This window comes from Pseudomonas sp. B424 (assembly GCF_055408345.1).
Genome location: NZ_JBUZTL010000010.1, coordinates 80,212 through 100,947, shown reverse-complemented (window position 1 = coordinate 100,947; position 20,736 = coordinate 80,212). Strand labels below are relative to the sequence as shown.

Below are 20,736 nucleotides of genomic sequence, written 5' to 3'. Positions count from 1 at the left end.
CCAGTGGGATGCGCTAACATGGCGCTCCCCATTTTTGTTGGCTGCCACCATGCACTGTCCCTTCTGCGGTGCCAACGACACTAAAGTCATCGACTCGCGTCTGGTCGCCGAGGGCGATCAGGTGCGTCGCCGGCGCGAATGCCTGGCCTGTGGTGAGCGTTTCACCACCTTTGAAACAGCCGAGTTGGTGTTACCCCGCCTTATCAAGCAAGACGGCAGTCGTCAGCCCTTTGACGAAGATAAACTGCGTGCAGGCATGCAGCGTGCGCTGGAAAAACGCCCGGTCAGTGTCGAGCGTCTTGAAGCCGCGCTGGCCCGAATCAAGCACAAACTGCGCGCCACCGGCGAACGTGAAGTCAAATCGCTGGTTGTTGGTGAACTGGTCATGGGCGAGCTGCAAAAGCTCGACGAAGTGGCCTATATCCGCTTTGCCTCTGTCTATCGACGCTTCCAGGATTTGAACGAGTTCCGTGAAGAGATCGACCGACTAGCCCGTGAGCCCTCAAAAGAATGACCCAGTGCACTGAACAATCTGTTTTGGACACCCATTACATGGCGCGCGCCATCGAGCTTGCGCGCAATGGGCTGTACACCACCCACCCCAATCCGCGTGTCGGTTGCGTGATCGTGCGTGACGGGCAGATTGTCGGCGAAGGCTGGCATGTGCGCACCGGCGAGCCCCATGCCGAAGTCCACGCCTTGCGGGCGGCGGGCGAGCTGGCCCGGGGTGCCACGGCCTATGTCACGCTTGAACCGTGCAGCCACCATGGCCATACCCCGCCGTGTGCCGAGGGCCTGATCAATGCGGGCGTGGCGCGTGTAGTGGCGGCCATGCAGGACCCCAACCCTGAAGTCGCCGGGCGTGGCCTCAAGCGTCTGGCCGATGCCGGGATTGAGGTCCGCAGCGGCGTGCTTGAAAGCGAAGCGCGGGCGCTGAACCCGGGTTTCCTCAAGCGTATGGAACACGGTCTGCCGTTTGTGCGGGTCAAGCTGGCGATGAGCCTTGATGGCCGTACCGCGATGGCCAATGGCGAAAGCCAATGGATCACTGGCCCGGCGGCCCGTTCGGCCGTGCAACGCCTGCGGGCACAAGCCAGCGTGGTATTGACCGGCGCCGACACGGTGCTGGCTGATGGCGCCCGGCTGACGGTGCGCGGGCCTGAGCTGGGCCTGAGTCCCGAGCTGACAGCGCTGGCGCTCAGCCGTCCGCCGTTGCGGGTGCTGATCGACGGGCGTCTGCGAGTGCCGCTGGATGCACCGTTCTTCAAGGCAGGGCCGGCGCTGGTCGCCACTTGTGTGCCGCCTGCCGAGCAATACCGCACCGGGCCTGAATGCCTGGTGATCCACGGCGCCAACGGCCAGGTGGACTTGCGCAAGCTGCTGGTCGCGCTGGCGGCACGGGGCGTCAACGAGGTACTGGTCGAGGCCGGGCCACGTCTGGCCGGAGCATTTGCCGAACAAGGCCTGGTGGATGAGTATCAGATATTCATCGCCGCCAAGTTTCTGGGCTCTACTGCTCGACCATTGCTTGAGTTGCCGTTGACCCATATGAGCGAAGCGCCTTTGCTCAAAATTACTGAAATGCGGGCGGTTGGCGATGACTGGCGAGTCACAGCCATCCCTGTGCCATCAGCCAGCGTATAATTCTCAGCCTTCGTTTTACGCAGGCTTTGTTCTCAAGGGGAACGCCATGTTTACCGGCATCATCGAATCCATCGGCAGTATCCGCGCACTGACCCCAAAGGGCGGCGATGTGCGGGTTTCCATCGACACCGGCAAGCTCGACCTGAGCGACGTCAAACTCGGCGACAGCATCGCGATCAACGGCGTGTGCCTGACCGCGGTTGAGCTGCCGGGCAACGGCTTTGCGGCTGACGTCAGCCGCGAGACCCTCGATTGCACCGCGTTCAATGACTTGAAAAGCGGCAGCCGGGTCAACCTGGAAAAAGCCCTGACCCCGACCACGCGTCTGGGCGGTCACCTGGTGAGCGGTCACGTCGATGGCGTGGGCGAAGTGGTTTCGCGTGAAGAGAACGCCCGTGCCATCGAGTTCCGCATCCGCGCGCCCAAAGAGCTGGCCAAGTACATCGCCCACAAGGGCTCGATCACTGTCGACGGCACCAGCCTGACCGTGAACTCGGTCAATGGCGCCGAGTTCTCGCTGACCATCATTCCGCACACCTTGAGCGAAACCATCATGGGCGACTACCGCCCGGGTCGCCGGGTCAACCTTGAAGTCGATTTGCTGGCGCGCTACCTGGAGCGTCTGCTGCTGGGCGATAAAGCCGCAGAGCCGACCTCGGGTGGCATCAGCGAAAGTTTTCTGGCCGCCAACGGCTACCTCAAATCCTGACTTAAGGGGGTGCCGCGTGGCGCTCAACAGCATCGAAGAACTGGTTGAAGACATCCGCCAAGGCAAGATGGTCATCCTGATGGATGACGAAGACCGCGAGAACGAAGGCGACCTGATCATGGCCGCCGAGTGCTGCAAAGCCGAGCACATCAACTTCATGGCGCGTTTTGCCCGTGGCCTGATCTGCATGCCGATGACCCGTGAGCGTTGCGAACTGCTGAAGTTGCCGCTGATGGCGCCGCGCAACGGTTCCGGCTTTGGCACCAAGTTCACCGTATCGATTGAAGCCGCCACCGGTGTCACCACCGGCATTTCGGCGGCCGATCGCGCACGTACCGTGCAAGCCGCAGCGGCCAAAGACGCCAAGGCCGAAGACATCGTCAGCCCGGGCCACATCTTCCCGTTGATGGCACAGGCCGGCGGTACCCTGGCTCGCGCCGGCCACACCGAGGCCGCTTGCGACCTGGCCCGCATGGCCGGTTTCGAGCCAAGCGGGGTGATCTGCGAAGTGATGAATGACGACGGCACCATGGCCCGTCGCCCCGAGCTGGAAGTCTTCGCCGCCGAACACGGGATCAAAATCGGCACCATTGCCGACCTGATCCACTACCGGATGATCCACGAACGTACCGTTCAGCGGATTGCCGAGCAGCCGCTGGACAGCGAACTGGGCCAATTCAATTTGGTGACCTATCGTGATTCGGTTGAAGGTGACGTGCACATGGCGCTGACCCTGGGCAAGATCTGCGCCGAAGAGCCGACGCTGGTACGTGTGCATAACATGGACCCGTTGCGCGACCTGCTCATGGTCAGGCAGCCGGGCCGCTGGAGCCTGCGCGCCGCCATGACTGCGGTGGCCGAGGCCGGCAGCGGTGTGGTGTTGCTGTTGGGTCACCCGCTCGATGGCGATGTATTGCTGGCGCATATCCGCGAAACTGCTGACCAGTTGCCGGTGAAAAAACCGACCACTTACAGCATCGTGGGTGCCGGTTCGCAGATCCTTCGTGACCTCGGCGTGCGCAAAATGCGCTTGATGAGTTCACCAATGAAGTTCAATGCCATATCCGGTTTCGATCTGGAAGTTGTAGAATACGTGCCCTCCGAATAAAGACCGGTCGTGTCCTGTCCGAAATTCGTGGCCCAATATCCTTAAAGAACGCACGCGAGTGCGTTCTGGCTCTTTAATACGAGACATACCGAATGACCCTGAAGACCATCGAAGGTACCTTCATCGCCCCCAAAGGTCGCTACGCGTTAGTAGTTGGCCGTTTCAACAGCTTTGTTGTCGAAAGCCTGGTGAGTGGTGCCGTTGATGCCCTGGTTCGCCACGGTGTGAACGAAAGCGACATCACCATCATCCGTGCTCCGGGTGCGTTTGAAATCCCGCTGGTTGCGCAAAAGGTTGCTCAACGCAACGAATATGCGGCCATCATCGCCCTGGGCGCCGTGATTCGTGGCGGTACTCCGCACTTCGAATACGTTGCCGGTGAATGCACCAAGGGCCTGGCCCAGGTGTCCATGGAGTTCGGCGTGCCGGTTGCATTCGGCGTGCTGACAGTCGATTCGATCGAGCAAGCCATTGAGCGTTCCGGCACCAAAGCCGGTAACAAGGGCGCAGAAGCTGCCTTGTCCGCCCTTGAAATGGTCAGCCTGTTGGCACAGTTGGAGGCCAAGTGATTTCCGACGAAAGCGATCGTTTCAACCCGCGCGATCCAAAACCTGCGGACGCTGGCAAACCCTCCAAGAGCGCCAAGCGCCGTGAAGCGCGTCAACTCGCGACTCAGGCCCTGTACCAGTGGCACATGGCCAAGCAATCGTTGAACGAAATCGAAGCGCAGTTCCGCGTCGATAACGACTTCAGCGACGTTGATGCTGCCTACTTCCGTGAAATCCTGCACGGCGTGCCTGCGCACAAAGGCGAGATCGATGCTGCCCTGGTTCCGTGCCTGGACATCACCATCGAAGAACTCGACCCGGTTGAACTGTGCGTTCTGCGCCTGTCCACCTGGGAGCTGATCAAGCGTGTCGACGTGCCTTACCGCGTTGTGATCAACGAAGGCATCGAGCTGGCCAAAGTGTTCGGTTCCACCGACGGCCACAAGTTCGTCAACGGTGTGCTCGACAAGCTGGCGCCACGCCTGCGTGAAGCTGAAGTAAAGGCTTACAAGCGCTAAACGGCGCTGTCGGCCATGGGCGAGTTTGAGCTGATCCGCAACTTCTTCGCTGCCGCGCCCTGTGCGCAAGGCGGCGAGGGTGTTGCCCTGGGCATTGGCGACGACTGCGCCCTGCTGGATGTTCCCTTCGGGGAACAGCTGGCAATTTCCACCGACACCCTGGTAGCCGGGGTGCACTTCGCAGATCCTTGCGACCCTTTCTTGCTCGGTCAGCGTTCGCTGGCGGTGGCGGCCAGTGATTTGGCGGCCATGGGCGCAACACCCCTCGCTTTTACCCTTGCCCTGACCTTGCCGACGGTTGACGCCGGTTGGTTGCAGGCCTATGCCCGCGGTTTGAACCTGATGGCCCAAGGCTGTGGCCTGCGCCTGATCGGTGGCGACACCACGCGGGGGCCGCTGTGCCTGACACTCACGGTGTTTGGCCGCGTCCCGAACGGGCAGGCCCTGACACGTAGCGGCGCGCAGCCCGGCGACTTGCTGTGTGTGGGCGGCGAGCTGGGCAATGCCGCCGGGGCTTTGCCGCTGGTGCTGGGGCAGCTCAGCGCGCAACCGGTCATCAGCGAGCCGTTGCTGGCGCATTACTGGTCGCCGCAACCGCAACTGGCACTGGGCCAGGCACTGCGCGGCAAAGCCACCTCGGCGCTGGATATCTCTGACGGTTTGCTCGCCGACTGTGGCCATATCGCAGCCGCTTCCAGGGTCGGTTTGCTGATCGAAAACGACCGCTTGCCGATCTCGCTGGCGCTGCAGGAGTTCCTGGGGGACGCGGGGGCGCAGCAAGCCGCGTTGAGCGGCGGCGACGATTATGTGCTGGCGTTCACCTTGCCGGCCGTTGAGTTGCCGACCCTGCTCGCAGATGGCTGGCCGATCCACGTGATCGGCCGTGTAGTCGAAGGGCAGGGTGTAGGCTTGCTGGACATGGCTGGTCAGGACATCACCCCGGCAGTGCGCGGCTATCAGCATTTTCGTGCGTGATATGCGCAAATGGGCTTTTTGTGGGAGCCGGGCTTGCCCGCGATGGTATCACCGCAATTTGCCAGAGCCGTGGAGTCGTCTGCATCGCGAGCAAGCCCCGCTCGCACAAGTCTTATGGGCTCTGCGACAACTGATCAAACTTTTAGATATCTATCCCCGGTAATTCAGCCTAAGCGTCTGTAGGAACCTCCTGTTACAATGTCGCCTTTGCGAATTACCAGTCCTCAAACTGATCAGGAGCACAAGGTGCCCGTCGTTTTTGTTGCCGCTTGCAAGTTGCCGACCCCCTTTGCCGAATTCACCATGCATGGCTTTCTTGAGAAGGCCACGGGTCGTGAACACGTTGTGCTCAGCCTGGGCGACGTGACAGATGGCGCTCCTGTGCTGGGGCGCGTGCATTCTGAATGCCTGACCGGCGATGCCCTGTTCAGCCAGCGCTGTGACTGCGGCTCGCAGCTCGAAGCTGCCTTGAAGGCCATCGCTCGCGAAGGCCGTGGCGTGCTGCTGTATTTGCGCCAGGAAGGGCGTGGTATCGGGTTGCTGAACAAAATCCGTGCTTACGAGCTGCAAGATGGCGGCGCCGATACCGTTGAAGCCAACGAACGTCTGGGCTTTGCTGCCGATCAGCGTGATTACGCAATCTGCCTGCCGATGCTTGAGCACGTAGGCGTGCAGTCGCTGCGCCTGATGACCAACAACCCGCGCAAGGTCAAGGCCTTGACCGACATGGGCATCACCGTGGCCGAGCGCGTGCCGCTGCACACGGGGCACAACCCGCACAACAAACTGTACCTGGCGACCAAAGCCAACAAGCTTGGCCACATGATGGGCAATCAGCATCAAAACGAGGCTGACCCGGCGTGACCCGTGGTCAGATTCGTCGCCGGTTCAGCTTCGCCTGGTGGTGGCAACTGTTACTGACGTTGCTGCCGCTGTTGCTGGCCTGTGTGTTGTTTGGCAAGTCCGAGCCCTTGTTGCCTGCGCTGAAGATGCCGTTTTTCATCGCCGGCGTGGCGTCGATGTTTGTCAGCCTGCGTTTTTTCGGGGCCTACAAGCGTGGTCTGATCGCGACCCAAAAAGCCCTCGATACCCCGCAAGAGAACGACGCCTGGGCTGAACTGGCGCGCGCTCGCCGCAGCGCGTTGCTGGCCTCGGGTTTACCCGCCTGGATCGCCGCCCTGGCGGTGTTTGTCGGGCTCGAAGGTGTGCCGTTATTGCTGCTGGCACTGTCTTCGCTGGTGCTGTTTTACCTCTATCGCATACCGCGTCAACTCGGTTGATGCGTCTCTGGCTGGCGCCTCTGCTGCTGAGCGTCAGCCTTTGTTCACTGGCCGCCACTCGCGTGGTCAGCCTGTCCCCGTCCCTGTCTGAAATGGTCGTCGAACTGGGTGCCACCGATTTGCTGGTGGGGCGCCTGGACGCGGGCGAACCGCTGCCGGAGCTGGCACGCGTGCCGTCAGTGGGGCGCTATGGCCAGTTGGACATGGAGCGCCTGCTCAGCCTGCAACCCGACTTGCTTCTGCTCTGGCCGGGCAGTGTGGGCGTTGCGCAACGCGAGCAATTACGCCGCCTGAACATCCCGACCTACATTGGAGAACCGCGCAGCCTTGATCAGCTGGCCGATCAGGTGCAAGCGCTGGCTGTTGCCCTTGATCGCCCGCAGCGCGGCCAGGCGCTGGCGGCTCAATTGCGTCAGCGCCTGGCACAACTGCGCGGCCAGTATCAGCGCGACAAACCGCTGCGAGTGTTTTACCAGGTGTGGGACCAGCCGCTGTACACCGTAGGCGGCGGGCAAATCATCAGTGATGCGCTCGCCGTGTGCGGCGCAAGTAATGTGTTTGACGACCTGAAACTGCCTGCACCGCAGGTCAGTATCGAGTCGGTGTTGCAGCGCAATCCCGAGGTGATTATTGCCGGCACCCAGGCGCAGGTCGATGCCTGGAAAGCCTGGCCGCAGATAGACGCGGTCAAGCACGGGCGCTTGCTGTTGCTGGCCGACAAAGGCCTGGAGCGCCCGAGCGGGCAGATGCTGGAAGCGACGGCCAAATTGTGTGAACAGTTGGCGTCAGGGGACTAACGCCCTTCGCGAGCAGGCTCGCTCCCACGGGGCGTTTTCTAGAGGGTTGGGGTCCAGGTGACAGCCAGTTGCAAGCTGCGGCGTTCTTCGCGATAGCCGTAGTAGTTGCCGTCATAGCTGTAGAGGGCGCGGGTGAAGCTCTTGTCCAGAAGGTTGTCGACCTTCACGTCGAACCGGACTTGCGGGCTGGCCTGCCAGTTACCGCGCACCCCCAGCAGCCCATAGCCTGCAATCGGTTGCGTGTTGTCCTCATCATTGAAGCTGCGACTCATCGCTTGCCAGCTGGCGCCGACACCCACGCGATCGAATTGCCGATCCAGGTCCAGGCTGAGCGTCCTGCGGGCGCGGCGGCTCAAGGTGTGGCCGGTGTCGCGATCACGCGGGTCGATGACCGCAACCCCCAAGCTGCTCTGCCAGCCAAACCATTCCTGCTGCAAAGCGCTTTCGAAGCCGGTGATTTGGGCTGCTCCGATGTTTTGCTGGATAAAATCGGCATCGGCCACAATGGCGTCGCTGATGTCCGTGCGGTACAGGGAAGTTTCCAGGCGGCTGCTGTCGCTTAACTGGCTGCGCCATTGCAGCTCGTAGCTCTTCGAGTACTCGGGCTTGAGGTTCGGGTTGCCGAACTGCGGGTAATACAAGTCGTTGAACGTCGGTGCCCGAAACCCTTCGCTGTAAGAAACAAGCACGTCGTTGTCCGCATTCAGCGGCACAGTCAGGCTGGCGCTCCAGGTGTTGTGGCTACCGAACTGCTGGTTCTGGTCGTGCCGCAGGCCCAGTTCGGTGGAGAAATAATCCCCCCGGAAACGGTGCTGGATAAATGCGGCCCGGTTCCAGCGGCTGTCCTGGTCGAACACAGTGCTGCTGTGCACGCGGTCTTCATAGGTATCGGCACCGAGGATCAGGCTGTTTTTATCGTCCAGGGTCAGGTTGTTTTGCCAGTTCAGCGAGTCGCGATAGGTATTGAAGCTGTAGAGCTCGGCACTGAGCTTGTCGCGGGTTTTTTCGCGGTTCTCGCTGTGGCCCAGTTCCAGGCGCGAGTTCCAGCGCCCGGTCAGCTGCGCGTCGATAAAACTGCCGACGCTGCTGATATCAAAATCGCTGTAAAGCTGCTGCCCGCTGACAGTCATGGTGCCGGGGTCCCAGCGCCCGAACGAGTTGTCGAGTTCGGTCTTGCCGATGTTTTTCATCGCCGTCAGCCCGACTTCCACGTCCTCGCCCAGATAGTGGCTCAGGTTCAGGTTCAGCGACTTGTTGCGATAGGCATCGTGGTCGCTGTCACTGGGGAAGGACGCGTGCGTGCGATTGATTCCCGAGGTCTCTTCCAGGCTGGCGCTCAGGTTGTAGCGCGTTTGCCCGTTGCCACCGGATACACCGACGCTGTTGTCCGAGCTGCCATAACTGCCCACGGTGCTGTGAACGCGCAGCTGTGGGGGCTGATCGGCGCCACGGCGGGTGAAGATCTGAATCACCCCGCCAATGGCATCGCTGCCGTAGATCACGGAGCGTGAGCCGCGCAGCACTTCAACCCGCTCGATCTGATCGATGTTCAGGTATTGCAGGTTGCTGTCGGCGGAGGTGGCATTGGCCATGCGCTGGCCGTCGACCAGCACCAGGCTTTGCGCCGACTTGGTGCCGCGAATATAAATCCCCGGCAAGCCGCCGCGCCCACCGCTGCGCGCCACTTGTACGCCCGGTACGCGGCCCAGCAGGTCGGTAAGGCTCGTGGGTTGCAGGCGATCGATATCATCACGGGTGAACACGCTGTTGGCGCTGCTGCTGTCAGAGCGCGCTTGAACCTGGCGGTTGCCGGTGATCAGTGTTTGCGGGAGTTTGAGCGCCTCTTCACGCTCAGCGGCATTGGCCAGCAGCGGGCTGGCGAGGATTAAAGCCAGGCGAAAATGTTTCATTGTTTCTCAATTCTGTGGGAGCGTGCTTGCTCGCGATTGTATCAGCGCCGTCTGGCACGCATACCGCGCCGCCTGCATCGCGGGCAAGCCCGCTCCCACAGTAAAGCCCAAGCGTTACAGCCCCAGCAAATCCATGCGCTGGCGCACCGAGGCTTCGATGCCGGCGGCATCCAGCCCGCACTCGGCAAGCATCTGGCTCGGTTTGGCGTGTTCGACGTAGACATCCGGCAAGCCCAGATGCAGAACCGACCTGAGCACGTTTTCACGGGCCAGGAACTCGCTGACACCCGCACCGGCGCCGCCCATGATGGCGTTCTCTTCAATGGTCACCAGTAACTCATGGCTGTTGGCCATTTCGCGAACCAGTGCTTCATCCATTGGTTTGACGAAGCGCATGTCGACCACGGTGGCGTCGATCTTTTCTGCGACTTGCAGGGCTTCGGCCAGCTGCACGCCAAATACCAGCATGGCGACTTTCGAACCCTGGCGACGAATCACGCCCTTGCCGATTTCCAGCGGTTCAAGGGTTTTCTCGATCGGTGCGTTCGGGCCTGTACCGCGCGGGTAGCGCACCGCCGCCGGGCCGTTGTACAGGTGACCGGTGGTGAGCATCTTGCGCAGTTCGTTCTCGTCGCTCGGGGTCATGATGACCATGCCCGGGATGCAACGCAGGAACGACAGGTCGAAACTGCCGGCGTGGGTCGGGCCGTCTTCGCCCACCAGGCCTGCACGGTCGATGGCGAACAGCACGTCCAGGTTTTGCACGGCTACGTCATGCACCAACTGGTCGTACCCGCGCTGCAGGAATGTCGAATAAATCGCGACGACGGGCTTGGCGCCTTCGCAGGCCATACCGGCAGCAAAGGTCACAGCGTGCTGTTCAGCAATCGCCACGTCGAAATAGCGCTTGGGGAAGCGTTCGCTGAAGGCGATCAGGTCCGAGCCTTCTTTCATGGCCGGGGTGATGCCCACCAGACGCTCGTCGGTAGCCGCCATGTCGCACAGCCACTCGCCAAACACGGCGGAGTACTTCGGCCCGCTCGCCACTTTAGGCGCCGCTTTGGGCACGCCCAGCGGCTCAAGTTTGGTGATGGCGTGATAACCGATCGGGTCTGCTTCGGCCGGGGCGAAGCCTTTGCCTTTTTTGGTGACGATGTGCAGGAACTGCGGGCCCTTGAGGTCGCGCATATTGCGCAGCGTCGCGATCAGGGTCGGCAGGTCGTGGCCATCGATCGGGCCGATGTAGTTCCAGCCCAGTTCCTCAAACAGCGTGCCGGGCACCAGCATGCCCTTGGCATACTCTTCGGTACGGCGGGCTATTTCCCAGGCGCCGGGCAAGCGTGACAGCACTTTTTTACTGCCTTCGCGCATGCTGGCGTAGGTACGGCTGGAGAGGATCTTGGCCAGGTAATTTGACAGGCCACCGACATTGCGCGAGATCGACATGTCGTTGTCGTTGAGGATCACCAACATATTGGCATCCACTTCAGGCGCGTGGTTCAGGGCTTCAAAAGCCATGCCGGCGGTCAGCGCGCCGTCACCGATCACGGCGATGGCTTTGCGCTCGCTGTTTTGCAGGCGGGCGGCAATGGCCATGCCCAGCGCAGCGCTGATCGAGGTGCTGGAGTGGCCGACGCCAAAGGTGTCGTACTCGCTCTCGGCACGACGCGGGAAGGCGGCAATGCCGTCCTTCTGGCGCAAGGTCGCCATTTGCTCGCGGCGGCCGGTGAGGATCTTGTGCGGATAGGCCTGATGACCCACATCCCACACCAGCCGGTCGTCCGGGGTGTCGAACACGTAGTGCAGCGCGATGGTCAGCTCAATGACACCCAGGCCGGCCCCGAAATGCCCACCCGTCTGGCCGACGGTATACAGCAATTCCAGGCGCAACTCATCGGCCAGGGTTTCCAGCTCGGCTTCGGCCAGGCGGCGCAGGCCCGCAGGCGTGCCAGCCCGATCGAGCAGGGGCGTAGTCGGACGGTTGCGGGGGATCTCTTGAAACGTCGTTGGCATCAGGCGAATCGTTATAGGTATAAGAAGAGGCGGCAGTTTACCTTATGGAACGTAAGCTGCCCACGCAGTCTGGTATTCGTTAGTCAGACCTTGGCATTAGAACCGTAAGAAAATAGTCACTTACTGTGACTATTAGTGTCGGCGGTCCACGATATACCGCGCCAGTTCACGCAAGGGGTCGGCAGCTGCATCAAAATGTCGCAGGGCATTGAGTGCCTGATCGCGCAGTTCCAGTGCATAGCTTTTGGCGTGCTCCAGCCCCATCAGTGCCGGGTAGGTCGGCTTGTCCCGAGCGATATCGGCCCCTTGGCGCTTGCCCAGGGTGGCGGTATCGCTCTCAACATCGAGGATGTCGTCCTGAACCTGAAACGCCAGGCCAATGGCCCGCGCGTAGACGTGCAGTGCCTGCAGGTTGTCGGCGGTGGCGTTGCCGCTGGCCAGGGCGCCCAGTTGCACGCTGGCTTCTATCAGGGCCCCGGTCTTGTGCCGGTGCATGTTTTCCAGGGCGCACTGGTCGAGTTTCAGGCCGACGGAGCCCAGGTCGATGGCTTGCCCGCCAACCATGCCCGCGGGGCCTGCAGCCTGTGCGAGGGCGGTGACCATGCGCAAGCGGGTTTCAGCGTCCAGGGGGGTGAGTTGCGGGTCGAGCAGGGCGCTGAACGCCAGGCTTTGCAGCCCGTCGCCGGCCAGAATGGCGCAGGCTTCGTCGAATGCTTTGTGGGTGGTCGGCAGGCCGCGACGCAGATCGTCATCGTCCATCGCGGGCAAATCATCATGCACCAGCGAATAAGCGTGGATCAGCTCCACGGCACAGGCTGCGCCATTGGCCTGCGCGGGCGTGCTGCCCAGGGCTTCGCAGGCGGCATAGGCCAGCAGCGGGCGCACGCGTTTGCCGCCATTCATTACGCTGTAGCGCATGGCTTCGTAGAGGCGGGCCAACTCGGGTGCCGGGGCTACAAACAAGCGCTCAAGCGCCGCGTTGACGCGGGCCTGGCTGCTGATCTGGTAAGCATCAATCATTCGGACTGTTCCGCATCAAAGGGCTCTTGTGCCAGTTCACCGTCACGTTCAAGCAGGATCTGCACTTTCTGTTCAGCCTGGGCCAGTGCGCCCTGGCAATCACGGGTCAGGCGGATGCCTTGTTCAAAGGCGGTCAGGGAGTCTTCCAGCGACAGCTCGCCATTTTCCAGACGCTCGACCAGTGTTTGCAGGTCAGCGAGTGACTGTTCGAAATCCGGGGAAGCTTTTTTGCGGGCCATGGCGGCGTTCTCGGTAGGCGTTAAAACCGGCTGACACTAGCAGACCGCGGGTTTTGGGGCAAATCGGGGGGTGGGTTGCAGGCGATGAATCTGCGCTGTAATGCCATCGAACAACGGTGAGCGACAAGGGCTGTCGCTCACCAGTGCCATCAAGTAGTGGCCACAACTTCTTCCTGCAGTGCGGGCAACTCGTTGTCGATCTCTTCGTCGTCACCCACCGCAGACGCGGGTAGACGCTTGGAGACCGTCACCCCCAATGCCACAAACTTGTCCACAGTCTTGGTCAGACTGCCGTGATCGCCTTTTAGCGTGTTGACGCTGTCGGTGTAGCTTTTTTGCACGGTTGCGATCTGGTTGCCGAGCTTGTCCATTTTGTCGACGAAAACCCGCAGCTTGTCGTAGACCTTGCTCGCCATTGTGGCAAGTTGCAGGGTGCTGCTGTTCTGGCGCTGGATGCTCCACAGGTTCGATACCACCCTCAGCACAGGCAGCAGAGTGGTCGAGGTGATGATCGCAATGCGTTTCTCATAGGCCGCCTGGAACACCCCGGGGCTGTGCTCGGCAGCGACCAGATACGCAGGCTCGACCGGCATGAACAAAAACACAAAGTCGGGTGAGTTGATGCCGTTCAGGTCGGTGTACTTCTTGTCGGACAGCCCGTTGATGTGGTTCTTCAACGCCAGAACGTGGGCGGTCAGCGCCTTGGTGCGCTCTTCATCGGTTTCAGCAGCGACGTACTCGGTGTAAGCCACCAGCGACATTTTGCTATCAATGATGATGTGCTTGCCTTCAGGCAAGTTAATGACGAAGTCGGGCCGGTTGTTGCCAGCATTGTCGTCCTTGAAATTCGCTTCGCGGTGGTACTCGAAGCCTTTGCGCAGCCCGGCCTGCTCAAGCAGCATCTCGACCTTTTGTTCGCCCCAGGTGCCTTGAAGCTTTTTGTCGCCCTTGAGTGCTTTGGTCAGGTTCGATGCTTCGGTGGTGATCTGCACGTTCAGCTCCATCAGCTTGCCCAGTTCGTTTTTCATCGCGCTCTGGCCCTGCACGGTATCGGTATGAACCTGATCCACGCGCTGACGGAATGATTCGAGCTGGTCTTTGAACGGCTTGAGCAGTGTGTCCAGGCCCTGGCGGCTTTGCTCAGAGAAACTCTGCTGTTTGCTGTCGAAAATCTGATTGGCAAGGTTCTGGAACTCTTGCTTGAGTTGCGCCTTGTTGTCTTCCAGCAACTGTAGTTTCTCGGTGGCGGAGTGCTGATCGCGCTGGTGACGCATATTGATTTCGGCAAGGCTCTGCTTCGCAATGCTGAGCTCATCTCGCGTTTGGCTCAGCTCCTTGTCCCGTTGCGCCAACGTGTTGCGCAGCGAGTCCAGTTGCTCCTTTTGCTCGGCTGCCTGGCCCAATTGTTCGCCCTGCTTTTGCAACTGCACTTGAGCCGCCTCAAAGCGCGCCTGTTGCTGGCTCAGTACTTGTTTCAACTCATCCAGCTGGCGTGTTTGCTCCTGGCCTTGCCCAAGCTCTTGCTTTAACTCGCCGAGCTGCAAGCGCAGGTGATTTGTTTCCACGCCGCGCCTCTCCAGGAGGTCAATGGCGTCGGCCAGTTGCTGCGCCTTATCGAGCGTGCGCTGCTTCTCGGCGTCCAGCGAAGACTTGAGTTCGCCGAGCTGAATACTCAGTTGCTTTTCGGCCTCTCTATGATCGGCCAATGTCTCACTGGCCGCTTTCAACTCATGTTGATATTCAGACTGCTCAAGCCGCATCTGCTGCTCGCGCTGACGGGCAAGGGCGACTTCACTCAACAGCTGCTGATGCTCAGCCTGATGATCGGCCTGCAACTCGCTGAACTGCTGGGCCAGCTTGCCGGCGGCGATACGGCCACTGATCCAGAAACCGATACCCAAAAACAGCAAACTGAATAACCCGATCAGGGCGGGGGTGAGGTACTGCGGTGCCATGGGTACGTCCTTTTATCGCCGGGGTTAATGACAAAAGGATGGCATGTTGTGGGAGTGGAGAGAACTGGCAAATGCAGTCTGAGGCGTGAGCTAAAGGCCATCTCCCTTCGGCGCGCTGCCAGATGAAAGCGGACGGTAAGGTTTCAGGACGGAACAGGTTTATTTCTGGCATTAAAAAGCCGGCTTGTGGCCGGCTTCTCGGGGGCGGGTCTGGCTTATTTTTGGTAAGCCGTACTCGCCTTCAAATTGGACATCCAGCGCCAGGCGTCTGGGTGTGGGACGTGGCGGCTTATTGCCGCTGTGTCGTGCATCTGGACCCGCGTGAAGCAGGGCGTGATGCTTGAGTGGCGCAGATCATACTGCGATTTAATGCCGTTTCCCAGTCAAAACAGGCCTTTACGTAGCCTCACTTTGCTCGCCAGGCGTTACTCGTCCAGCGTGTCAGGCACTGGCGGCCGTCGGTGGTTAAGTGTGGACCACCAGAATACCCAGCCCAGAATCCGTATCTGCTGTGTTTGCACTTCAGCTGCGTTGAGAAATTCGTCCGGGTATTCCAGCCGGTTCTGGCTGCGCAAGCGCAGGCCGTTGTCGGGCAGGCGGTAGATGTATCTGATGCGCAGCATGCCGTCTTGTTCGAGGGCGTAGATTTCACCGTCGACGATTTGGGTCAGGCTGCAGTCGATGGCGACAGTGGAGCCGCCCTGAATTCTCTGGGCCATGCTATTGCCAATCATGGGCGCACAAATGGCCTGCTCGGGGCTGACGTCCATGGCCTGCAGGACCGAATTGCTCAGTCGCACCCGGCCGTCAGGAATGGGCGCCACACGGGTTTTGCCCGAGCCCTCAGGGCACTGCACTTCGTTGTAGAAGGGGACGTCGATGTCGAGGGGCTGGGTTGCAGGTCTGTGGTGTTCCGGCGCTTGCGCTGCCGTATCGTTTTGGCGGTGCGCAACGTCCGGGTGCTTGACGCCTTCGCCCGTGCGCAGCCAACGGCTGTTGACGCATAACAGTTCGGCGATTTCATCCATACGAGCCATGGGGATGCCTCGTTTGAACCAGTTGTTGACGTGCTGCGGCGTCACGCGGCGGTTGGCCGCGAAGTCCGAAGCAGTTAAATGACACTCTCGCAGGAGTGCTTTCAGACGATCACCGGATGTATTCATGAATACAGAGTCTACGGGCAAGCCAGGCCTGTTTAAATAAACTAAGCGTTCAAAAAGACACTGCGAAACGGGGCTTCTCCTATGTCTTGCGGAGACATTTCCTACGCCTGCTGGACGGACCCTCAAATGCGTTGACCAGGTGTTTAAGCGGGCATAAAAAAACCCCGGCGAACCGGGGTTTTCGAGCGAGTGAGGCCGGCGGCAAACGCAGGCCGACAATCACTTAGCCTTTGTAGGCAGCAACCGACTTCATGATCTCGGTGCGGGCAGCTTCAGCATCGCCCCAGCCTTCGATCTTCACCCATTTGCCTTTTTCGAGATCTTTGTAGTTCTCGAAGAAGTGCTGGATCTGCTGGATCAGCAGGGGTGGCAGGTCGGTGTACTCTTTCACGTCAACGTACAGCTGGGACAGCTTGTCGTGAGGCACTGCTACTACTTTGGCATCGCCGCCGCCGTCGTCAGTCATGTGCAGGATGCCAACCGGGCGAGCACGGATAACCGAACCTGGAGCAACCGGGTAAGGGGTCACAACCAGCACGTCCAGCGGATCACCGTCGTCAGCCAGGGTGTTCGGGATAAAACCGTAGTTGGCCGGGTAGAACATCGGGGTAGCCATGAAGCGGTCAACGAACAGGCAGTCGCTGTCTTTGTCGATTTCATATTTGATCGGCGCGTGGTTAGCCGGAATCTCGATGGCGACGTAGATGTCATTCGGCAGGTCTTTGCCAGCCGGAATCTTGCTGTAGCTCATTGGGCGGTGCCCCCGTTAGTAGGCCAGTTTGTTTGGCCGAGTTGACCAAAAAGTGGCGGCGATTATAGGCGTATTCCTATAACGACGTCACCCTTGGCCGATCAGTGCTGTGCGCGGTATTGCGGGTGTTCGCTTTGCAGCTTTTGCAGGCGGGCCAGCGGGTCCTGACGGTAGAACAGGCTGAGCTGTTGATAGACCTGCGGGTAGGCATGGCTCAGCAAGTCTGGCGCGCTGAAAAAATACTCGCTGGTGACCGCAAAGAATTCGGCCGGGTTTTCGGCCGCATACGGGTCGATCGGCGCGTGGTCCGGGTTGTGGTGATCCAGGTAGTGATTGAGATGGTCGTAGGCCTGTTGCATGGCCTGGGTCCAGTCATGGAGGTGCATGCTGCTGTGCAGGGGCGGCATGCCATTGGCGGCGCCATTGAGCATGTCCAGCTTGTGCGCCAGTTCGTGAATCACCAGGTTGTAACCTTCCCAGCCCCCGCTGGAGAGCACGCCGGGCCAGGCCAGGATCACCGGGCCTTGCTGCCAGGCTTCACCGCTGTGGGTGCCTTGCCATTCGTGTTCGACACCGCTGGAATCACGGTGGCGCTGGGGGCTGATGAAGTCATCGGGGTAGAGCACGATTTCGTGAAAACCCTGATACCAGTCCAGGTCGCCCAGATTGAGCAGTGGCAATTGCGCCTGCGCGGCCAGCAGGAGCCGGCCTTCATCGGTCAGTTCAACCTCGGGCATGGGGGTCAGGTGCTTGTCTTGCAGGAACAATACGCTGCTGTCGCGCAGCCATTTGTCCTGCTCGTCATCCAGCCCGTCGAGGATACTCAGCCGTTGGCGCACGTCATGCCACACGTCGGGCGCCACGGGGTGTTGCGCCAGAATCCGCTGGCGCCGCCATTCACTTAATGACCACATGGTGGGCAGGTCCCGATCAGGCTTTGGCTTTGGACGGGGTGCGGCCCATGCGGCTGCGAATCACGCCAATGATCATCGGCACCAGCGACAGCAGGATGATGCCTACCACCAGCAACGACAGGTTCTTCTTGATGAACGGCACGTTGCCAAAGAAGTAACCCAGGGTCACCAGGCCGCCGACCCAAAGGATCGTGCCGAACACGCTGAACATAAAGAAGCGCGGGTAGAACATGCGGGCCACACCGGCAACAAACGGGGCGAAGGTGCGGAAAATTGGCAGGAAGCGCGCCATGGTCACGGTTTTGCCGCCATGACGTTCGTAGAAGTCGTGGGTTTTTTCCAGGTAGTCGCGGCGGAAAATCTTCGAGTTCGGGTTGCTGAAGAGTTTTTCGCCCACCGTTCGTCCGATGACGTAGTTGGTACTGTCACCCATGATCGCGGCAAGCATCAGCAGCGCACCGAGCAGCACGGGGTCCATGCCGCCGCCTGCAGCTACGGCGCCAGCAATAAAGAGCAGCGAATCACCGGGCAGGAACGGCATGACCACCAGGCCGGTTTCGCAAAAGATCACCAGAAACAGGATGGCGTAGATCCATGGCCCGTAATTGTTCACCAGCATGTCGAGGTACACATCGAGGTGCAGGATAATGTCGATCGGGTTGAAATCCATGTAAAGCACCTGTGTTGATGACCCGGCTCTGCAGGTCTGTGCGGGTAGGGAGGCGTAGTTAACTACAACGAATGTAGTTTTTTCGTACTTTTTAAAAGAATCGGATTATACGGATTGAGACAAATTCTGCTGATGGAGTTTGTAGCGAAGCGTGTATTGAGCCGAGGTGCCCTGATTGTGGGAGCGAGCCTGCTCGCGAAGTTTTCAAGGGCGCCGCGATTATCCCGTAATGACGCGATATCGTTAACGACCTTCGCGAGCCGGCTCGCTCCCACAGAGGCGCCGGGTTTATTCGCCCTTGAGCAAGAAGTTTTCGCTGGGGGCACCCACGTCCAGCGTTTGCACCTGGGCTTCATCCTTCAAGTTGACCCCCGACAATTGCCGACGGCAGGCTTCGCGCATCAGGTACGCGAGGCGATGGGCGGCCATGCCATAGCTCAGGCCTTCAAGCCGCACATTGGAGATGCAGTTGCGATAGGCGTCGGTCAGGCCGACCTTGGGCGCCCAGGTGAAATACAGCCCCAGGCTGTCCGGTGAACTGAGGCCCGGGCGCTCCCCGATCAGCATCACCACCATCCGGGCGCCCAGCAGTTCGCCGATCTCGTCGGCCACGGCAACGCGGCCTTGCTCGACCAGTATCACCGGTGACAGTGACCAGCCCTCGGCCGCCGTGTGCTCTTCCATGCGTGCCAAAAAGGGCAGGGTGTGGCGATGAACGGCCAGCGCCGACAAGCCATCGGCAACCACCACCGCCACATCGATGCCGCCCGGGAAGGCCAGCGCGTAGTCACGCAGTTGTTGCGCCGAGGCCTCATTGAGCTTGCGGCCCAGGTCGGGGCGTTGCAGGTAGCTGTGACGGTCAACTGCGGCGCTGTGGAGCAACAGGCTTTCGCGGCCGCGCTCGGTCAGCTGTGCGCTTAAACCCGGGTGATCGAAGGGCAGGTGGACGGCATCGCGGGCCTGGGCGTGGGCAAACTGAAAATCCAGCTGGGCCTGGGTCGGCATGCTGGTGCCAGTACGTCCCAGGGCAATGCGTGCGGGGGTCAGGCGGCGCAGTTCCAGCCACGGATTGAGGCTGTCGGTCGGGGTGTCGGCCATGCTTAACGTCCTCCCAAATGGGCCAGTGCCTGGCGAAACGCGGGCGGCAGTTGATGGCCAAACTCGATCCGGCCATCGGACTGGGTGAAGATGCCAACCTTGCTCAGCCATTGTTCAAACTCGGGCGCCGGCTTGAGGCCCAGGGTTTTGCGCGCATACAGGGCGTCATGGAATGAGGTGGTCTGGTAGTTGAGCATGATGTCGTCCGACCCCGGTATGCCCATGATGAAATTGATCCCGGCCACGCCGAGCAGCGTCAGCAGGTTGTCCATGTCGTCCTGGTCGGCTTCGGCGTGGTTGGTGTAGCAGATGTCGCAACCCATCGGCACGCCGAGCAGCTTGCCGCAGAAGTGGTCTTCGAGCCCCGCGCGGATGATCTGCTTGCCGTTGTACAGGTACTCGGGGCCGATAAAGCCGACCACCGTATTGACCAGAAACGGTTTGAAATGCCGTGCTACGGCGTAGGCGCGGGTTTCGCAGGTTTGCTGGTCCACCCCGAAGTGGGCGTTGGCCGACAGCGCGCTGCCCTGGCCGGTTTCGAAATACATCAGGTTGTTGCCCAGCGTGCCGCGGTTGAGGCTCAAGCCTGCTTCGTAGCCTTCCTGCAAGACATTCAGATTGATCCCGAAACTGGCATTGGCCGCTTCGGTGCCGGCAATCGACTGAAACACGAGGTCCAGCGGAACGCCGCGGTTGATTGCTTCGATGGAGGTGGTGACGTGGGTCAGTACACAGGACTGGGTCGGGATTTCGTAGCGCTGAATGATTGCATCGAGCATGTTCAGCAAGTCGCAGATCGAGGCGATGCTGTCGGTGGCCGGGTTGATGCCGATCATGGCGTCGCCATTGCCGTACAGCAGGCCGTCGAGAATGCTGGCGGCAATCCCGGCCGGGTCATCGGTGGGGTGGTTGGGTTGCAGGCGGGTCGAGAGGCGGCCGCGCAGGCCCATGGTGCCGCGAAACCGGGTAATCACCCGAATCTTCTGCGCCACCAGAATCAGGTCTTGTACCCGCATGATCTTGGACACGGCGGCAGCCATTTCCGGGGTCAGCCCGGGTGCCAGGGCGCGCAGGCTGTGCTCGTCGGCCGCGTCACTGAGCAGCCAGTCGCGAAACCCGCCCACTGTCAGGTGGCTGACCGGAGCAAAGGCCTGCGGGTCATGGCTGTCGATAATCAGCCGGGTGACTTCGTCGGACTCGTAAGGGATCAGCACTTCTTGCAGGAAATACGAGAGCGGGATGTCAGCCAGAGCCATTTGTGCAGCGACACGTTCGCCGTCATTCAGTGCGGCCACGCCGGCCAGGAAGTCCCCGGAACGCGCCGGGCTGGCTTTGGCCATTACGTCTTTGAGGCTGTCGAAACGGTAGGTCTGGGTGCCAACCGCATGAGAGAAAGTTGCCATACAGGGTGCTCCATGACGCCA

The 20,736-nt window shown here is 60.6% G+C and carries 21 protein-coding genes; 10 read left to right on the top strand and 11 right to left on the bottom strand.

Annotation, left to right across the window (positions count from 1 at the left end; translation table 11 throughout):
- Positions 1–49: 49 nt before the first annotated feature.
- The 10 genes from nrdR to ACZRMS_RS14105 all read left to right on the top strand — a co-directional run bounded on the left by nrdR (position 50) and on the right by ACZRMS_RS14105 (position 7,579).
- Positions 50–514, top strand: coding sequence for a transcriptional regulator NrdR (gene nrdR / locus ACZRMS_RS14150; protein WP_019824317.1), 465 nt, complete (start codon positions 50–52; stop codon positions 512–514).
- Complete coding sequence (gene ribD / locus ACZRMS_RS14145; RefSeq protein WP_463995763.1) at positions 511–1,644, top strand: bifunctional diaminohydroxyphosphoribosylaminopyrimidine deaminase/5-amino-6-(5-phosphoribosylamino)uracil reductase RibD; 1,134 nt, start codon at positions 511–513, stop codon at positions 1,642–1,644. Before nrdR ends, ribD begins: the two co-directional genes overlap by 4 nt.
- 46 nt (positions 1,645–1,690) lie before the next feature.
- Complete coding sequence (locus ACZRMS_RS14140) at positions 1,691–2,353, top strand: riboflavin synthase (RefSeq protein ID WP_463995762.1); 663 nt, start codon at positions 1,691–1,693, stop codon at positions 2,351–2,353.
- Between the two features lie 16 nt (positions 2,354–2,369).
- Positions 2,370–3,461: a bifunctional 3,4-dihydroxy-2-butanone-4-phosphate synthase/GTP cyclohydrolase II gene (gene ribBA, locus ACZRMS_RS14135; protein WP_463995761.1), complete on the top strand. Its 1,092-nt coding sequence runs from the start codon at positions 2,370–2,372 to the stop codon at positions 3,459–3,461.
- 92 nt (positions 3,462–3,553) lie between these two features.
- Entirely contained in the window at positions 3,554–4,030 is a 477-nt protein-coding gene (gene ribH / locus ACZRMS_RS14130; RefSeq protein WP_048359405.1) for a 6,7-dimethyl-8-ribityllumazine synthase, read from the top strand.
- Positions 4,027–4,527, top strand: coding sequence for a transcription antitermination factor NusB (nusB, locus tag ACZRMS_RS14125; RefSeq protein ID WP_048359404.1), 501 nt, complete (start codon positions 4,027–4,029; stop codon positions 4,525–4,527). Before ribH ends, nusB begins: the two co-directional genes overlap by 4 nt.
- Before the next feature lie 15 nt (positions 4,528–4,542).
- Entirely contained in the window at positions 4,543–5,502 is a 960-nt protein-coding gene (thiL, locus tag ACZRMS_RS14120) for a thiamine-phosphate kinase (RefSeq protein ID WP_463995760.1), read from the top strand.
- A 246-nt stretch (positions 5,503–5,748) separates the two neighbouring features.
- Entirely contained in the window at positions 5,749–6,366 is a 618-nt protein-coding gene (gene ribA, locus ACZRMS_RS14115) for a GTP cyclohydrolase II (RefSeq protein WP_463995759.1), read from the top strand.
- Positions 6,363–6,782, top strand: a complete 420-nt coding sequence (locus ACZRMS_RS14110) for an MFS transporter (protein ID WP_463995758.1) — start codon at positions 6,363–6,365, stop codon at positions 6,780–6,782. Before ribA ends, ACZRMS_RS14110 begins: the two co-directional genes overlap by 4 nt.
- Positions 6,782–7,579: a cobalamin-binding protein gene (locus tag ACZRMS_RS14105; RefSeq protein WP_463995757.1), complete on the top strand. Its 798-nt coding sequence runs from the start codon at positions 6,782–6,784 to the stop codon at positions 7,577–7,579. The genes ACZRMS_RS14110 and ACZRMS_RS14105 overlap by 1 nt, the downstream gene beginning before the upstream one ends.
- A gap of 38 nt (positions 7,580–7,617) precedes the next feature.
- Here ACZRMS_RS14105 and ACZRMS_RS14100 read toward each other — a convergent pair whose 3' ends face one another.
- The 11 genes from ACZRMS_RS14100 to ACZRMS_RS14050 all read right to left on the bottom strand — a co-directional run bounded on the left by ACZRMS_RS14100 (position 7,618) and on the right by ACZRMS_RS14050 (position 20,715).
- Positions 7,618–9,489: a TonB-dependent receptor domain-containing protein gene (locus tag ACZRMS_RS14100; RefSeq protein WP_463995756.1), complete on the bottom strand. Its 1,872-nt coding sequence runs from the start codon at positions 9,487–9,489 to the stop codon at positions 7,618–7,620.
- Positions 9,490–9,603: 114 nt separating this feature from the next.
- The gene (dxs, locus tag ACZRMS_RS14095; RefSeq protein ID WP_463995755.1) at positions 9,604–11,502 is read right to left on the bottom strand and encodes a 1-deoxy-D-xylulose-5-phosphate synthase; all 1,899 of its coding nucleotides are present in this window, start codon (positions 11,500–11,502) and stop codon (positions 9,604–9,606) included.
- A gap of 132 nt (positions 11,503–11,634) precedes the next feature.
- Positions 11,635–12,522, bottom strand: a complete 888-nt coding sequence (gene ispA / locus ACZRMS_RS14090) for a (2E,6E)-farnesyl diphosphate synthase (RefSeq protein ID WP_463995754.1) — start codon at positions 12,520–12,522, stop codon at positions 11,635–11,637.
- On the bottom strand, positions 12,519–12,761 hold the full coding sequence (locus ACZRMS_RS14085; RefSeq protein ID WP_019824297.1) for an exodeoxyribonuclease VII small subunit: 243 nt from the start codon (positions 12,759–12,761) through the stop codon (positions 12,519–12,521). The genes ispA and ACZRMS_RS14085 overlap by 4 nt, the downstream gene beginning before the upstream one ends.
- A gap of 149 nt (positions 12,762–12,910) precedes the next feature.
- Positions 12,911–14,716 (bottom strand): DNA recombination protein RmuC, encoded by a 1,806-nt coding sequence (locus tag ACZRMS_RS14080; RefSeq protein ID WP_463995753.1) that lies wholly within the window; start codon positions 14,714–14,716, stop codon positions 12,911–12,913.
- Between the two features lie 425 nt (positions 14,717–15,141).
- On the bottom strand, positions 15,142–15,879 hold the full coding sequence (locus ACZRMS_RS14075) for a LexA family transcriptional regulator (protein WP_463995752.1): 738 nt from the start codon (positions 15,877–15,879) through the stop codon (positions 15,142–15,144).
- A 223-nt stretch (positions 15,880–16,102) separates the two neighbouring features.
- Entirely contained in the window at positions 16,103–16,630 is a 528-nt protein-coding gene (gene ppa, locus ACZRMS_RS14070) for an inorganic diphosphatase (protein WP_003444254.1), read from the bottom strand.
- A 101-nt stretch (positions 16,631–16,731) separates the two neighbouring features.
- Complete coding sequence (locus ACZRMS_RS14065; protein WP_463995751.1) at positions 16,732–17,544, bottom strand: M90 family metallopeptidase; 813 nt, start codon at positions 17,542–17,544, stop codon at positions 16,732–16,734.
- A gap of 16 nt (positions 17,545–17,560) precedes the next feature.
- Positions 17,561–18,214, bottom strand: a complete 654-nt coding sequence (locus ACZRMS_RS14060; RefSeq protein ID WP_463995750.1) for a DedA family protein — start codon at positions 18,212–18,214, stop codon at positions 17,561–17,563.
- 288 nt (positions 18,215–18,502) lie between these two features.
- On the bottom strand, positions 18,503–19,312 hold the full coding sequence (gene eutC / locus ACZRMS_RS14055) for an ethanolamine ammonia-lyase subunit EutC (protein WP_463995749.1): 810 nt from the start codon (positions 19,310–19,312) through the stop codon (positions 18,503–18,505).
- Between the two features lie 2 nt (positions 19,313–19,314).
- Positions 19,315–20,715, bottom strand: coding sequence for an ethanolamine ammonia-lyase subunit EutB (locus ACZRMS_RS14050; RefSeq protein WP_463995748.1), 1,401 nt, complete (start codon positions 20,713–20,715; stop codon positions 19,315–19,317).
- Positions 20,716–20,736 lie beyond the last annotated feature (21 nt).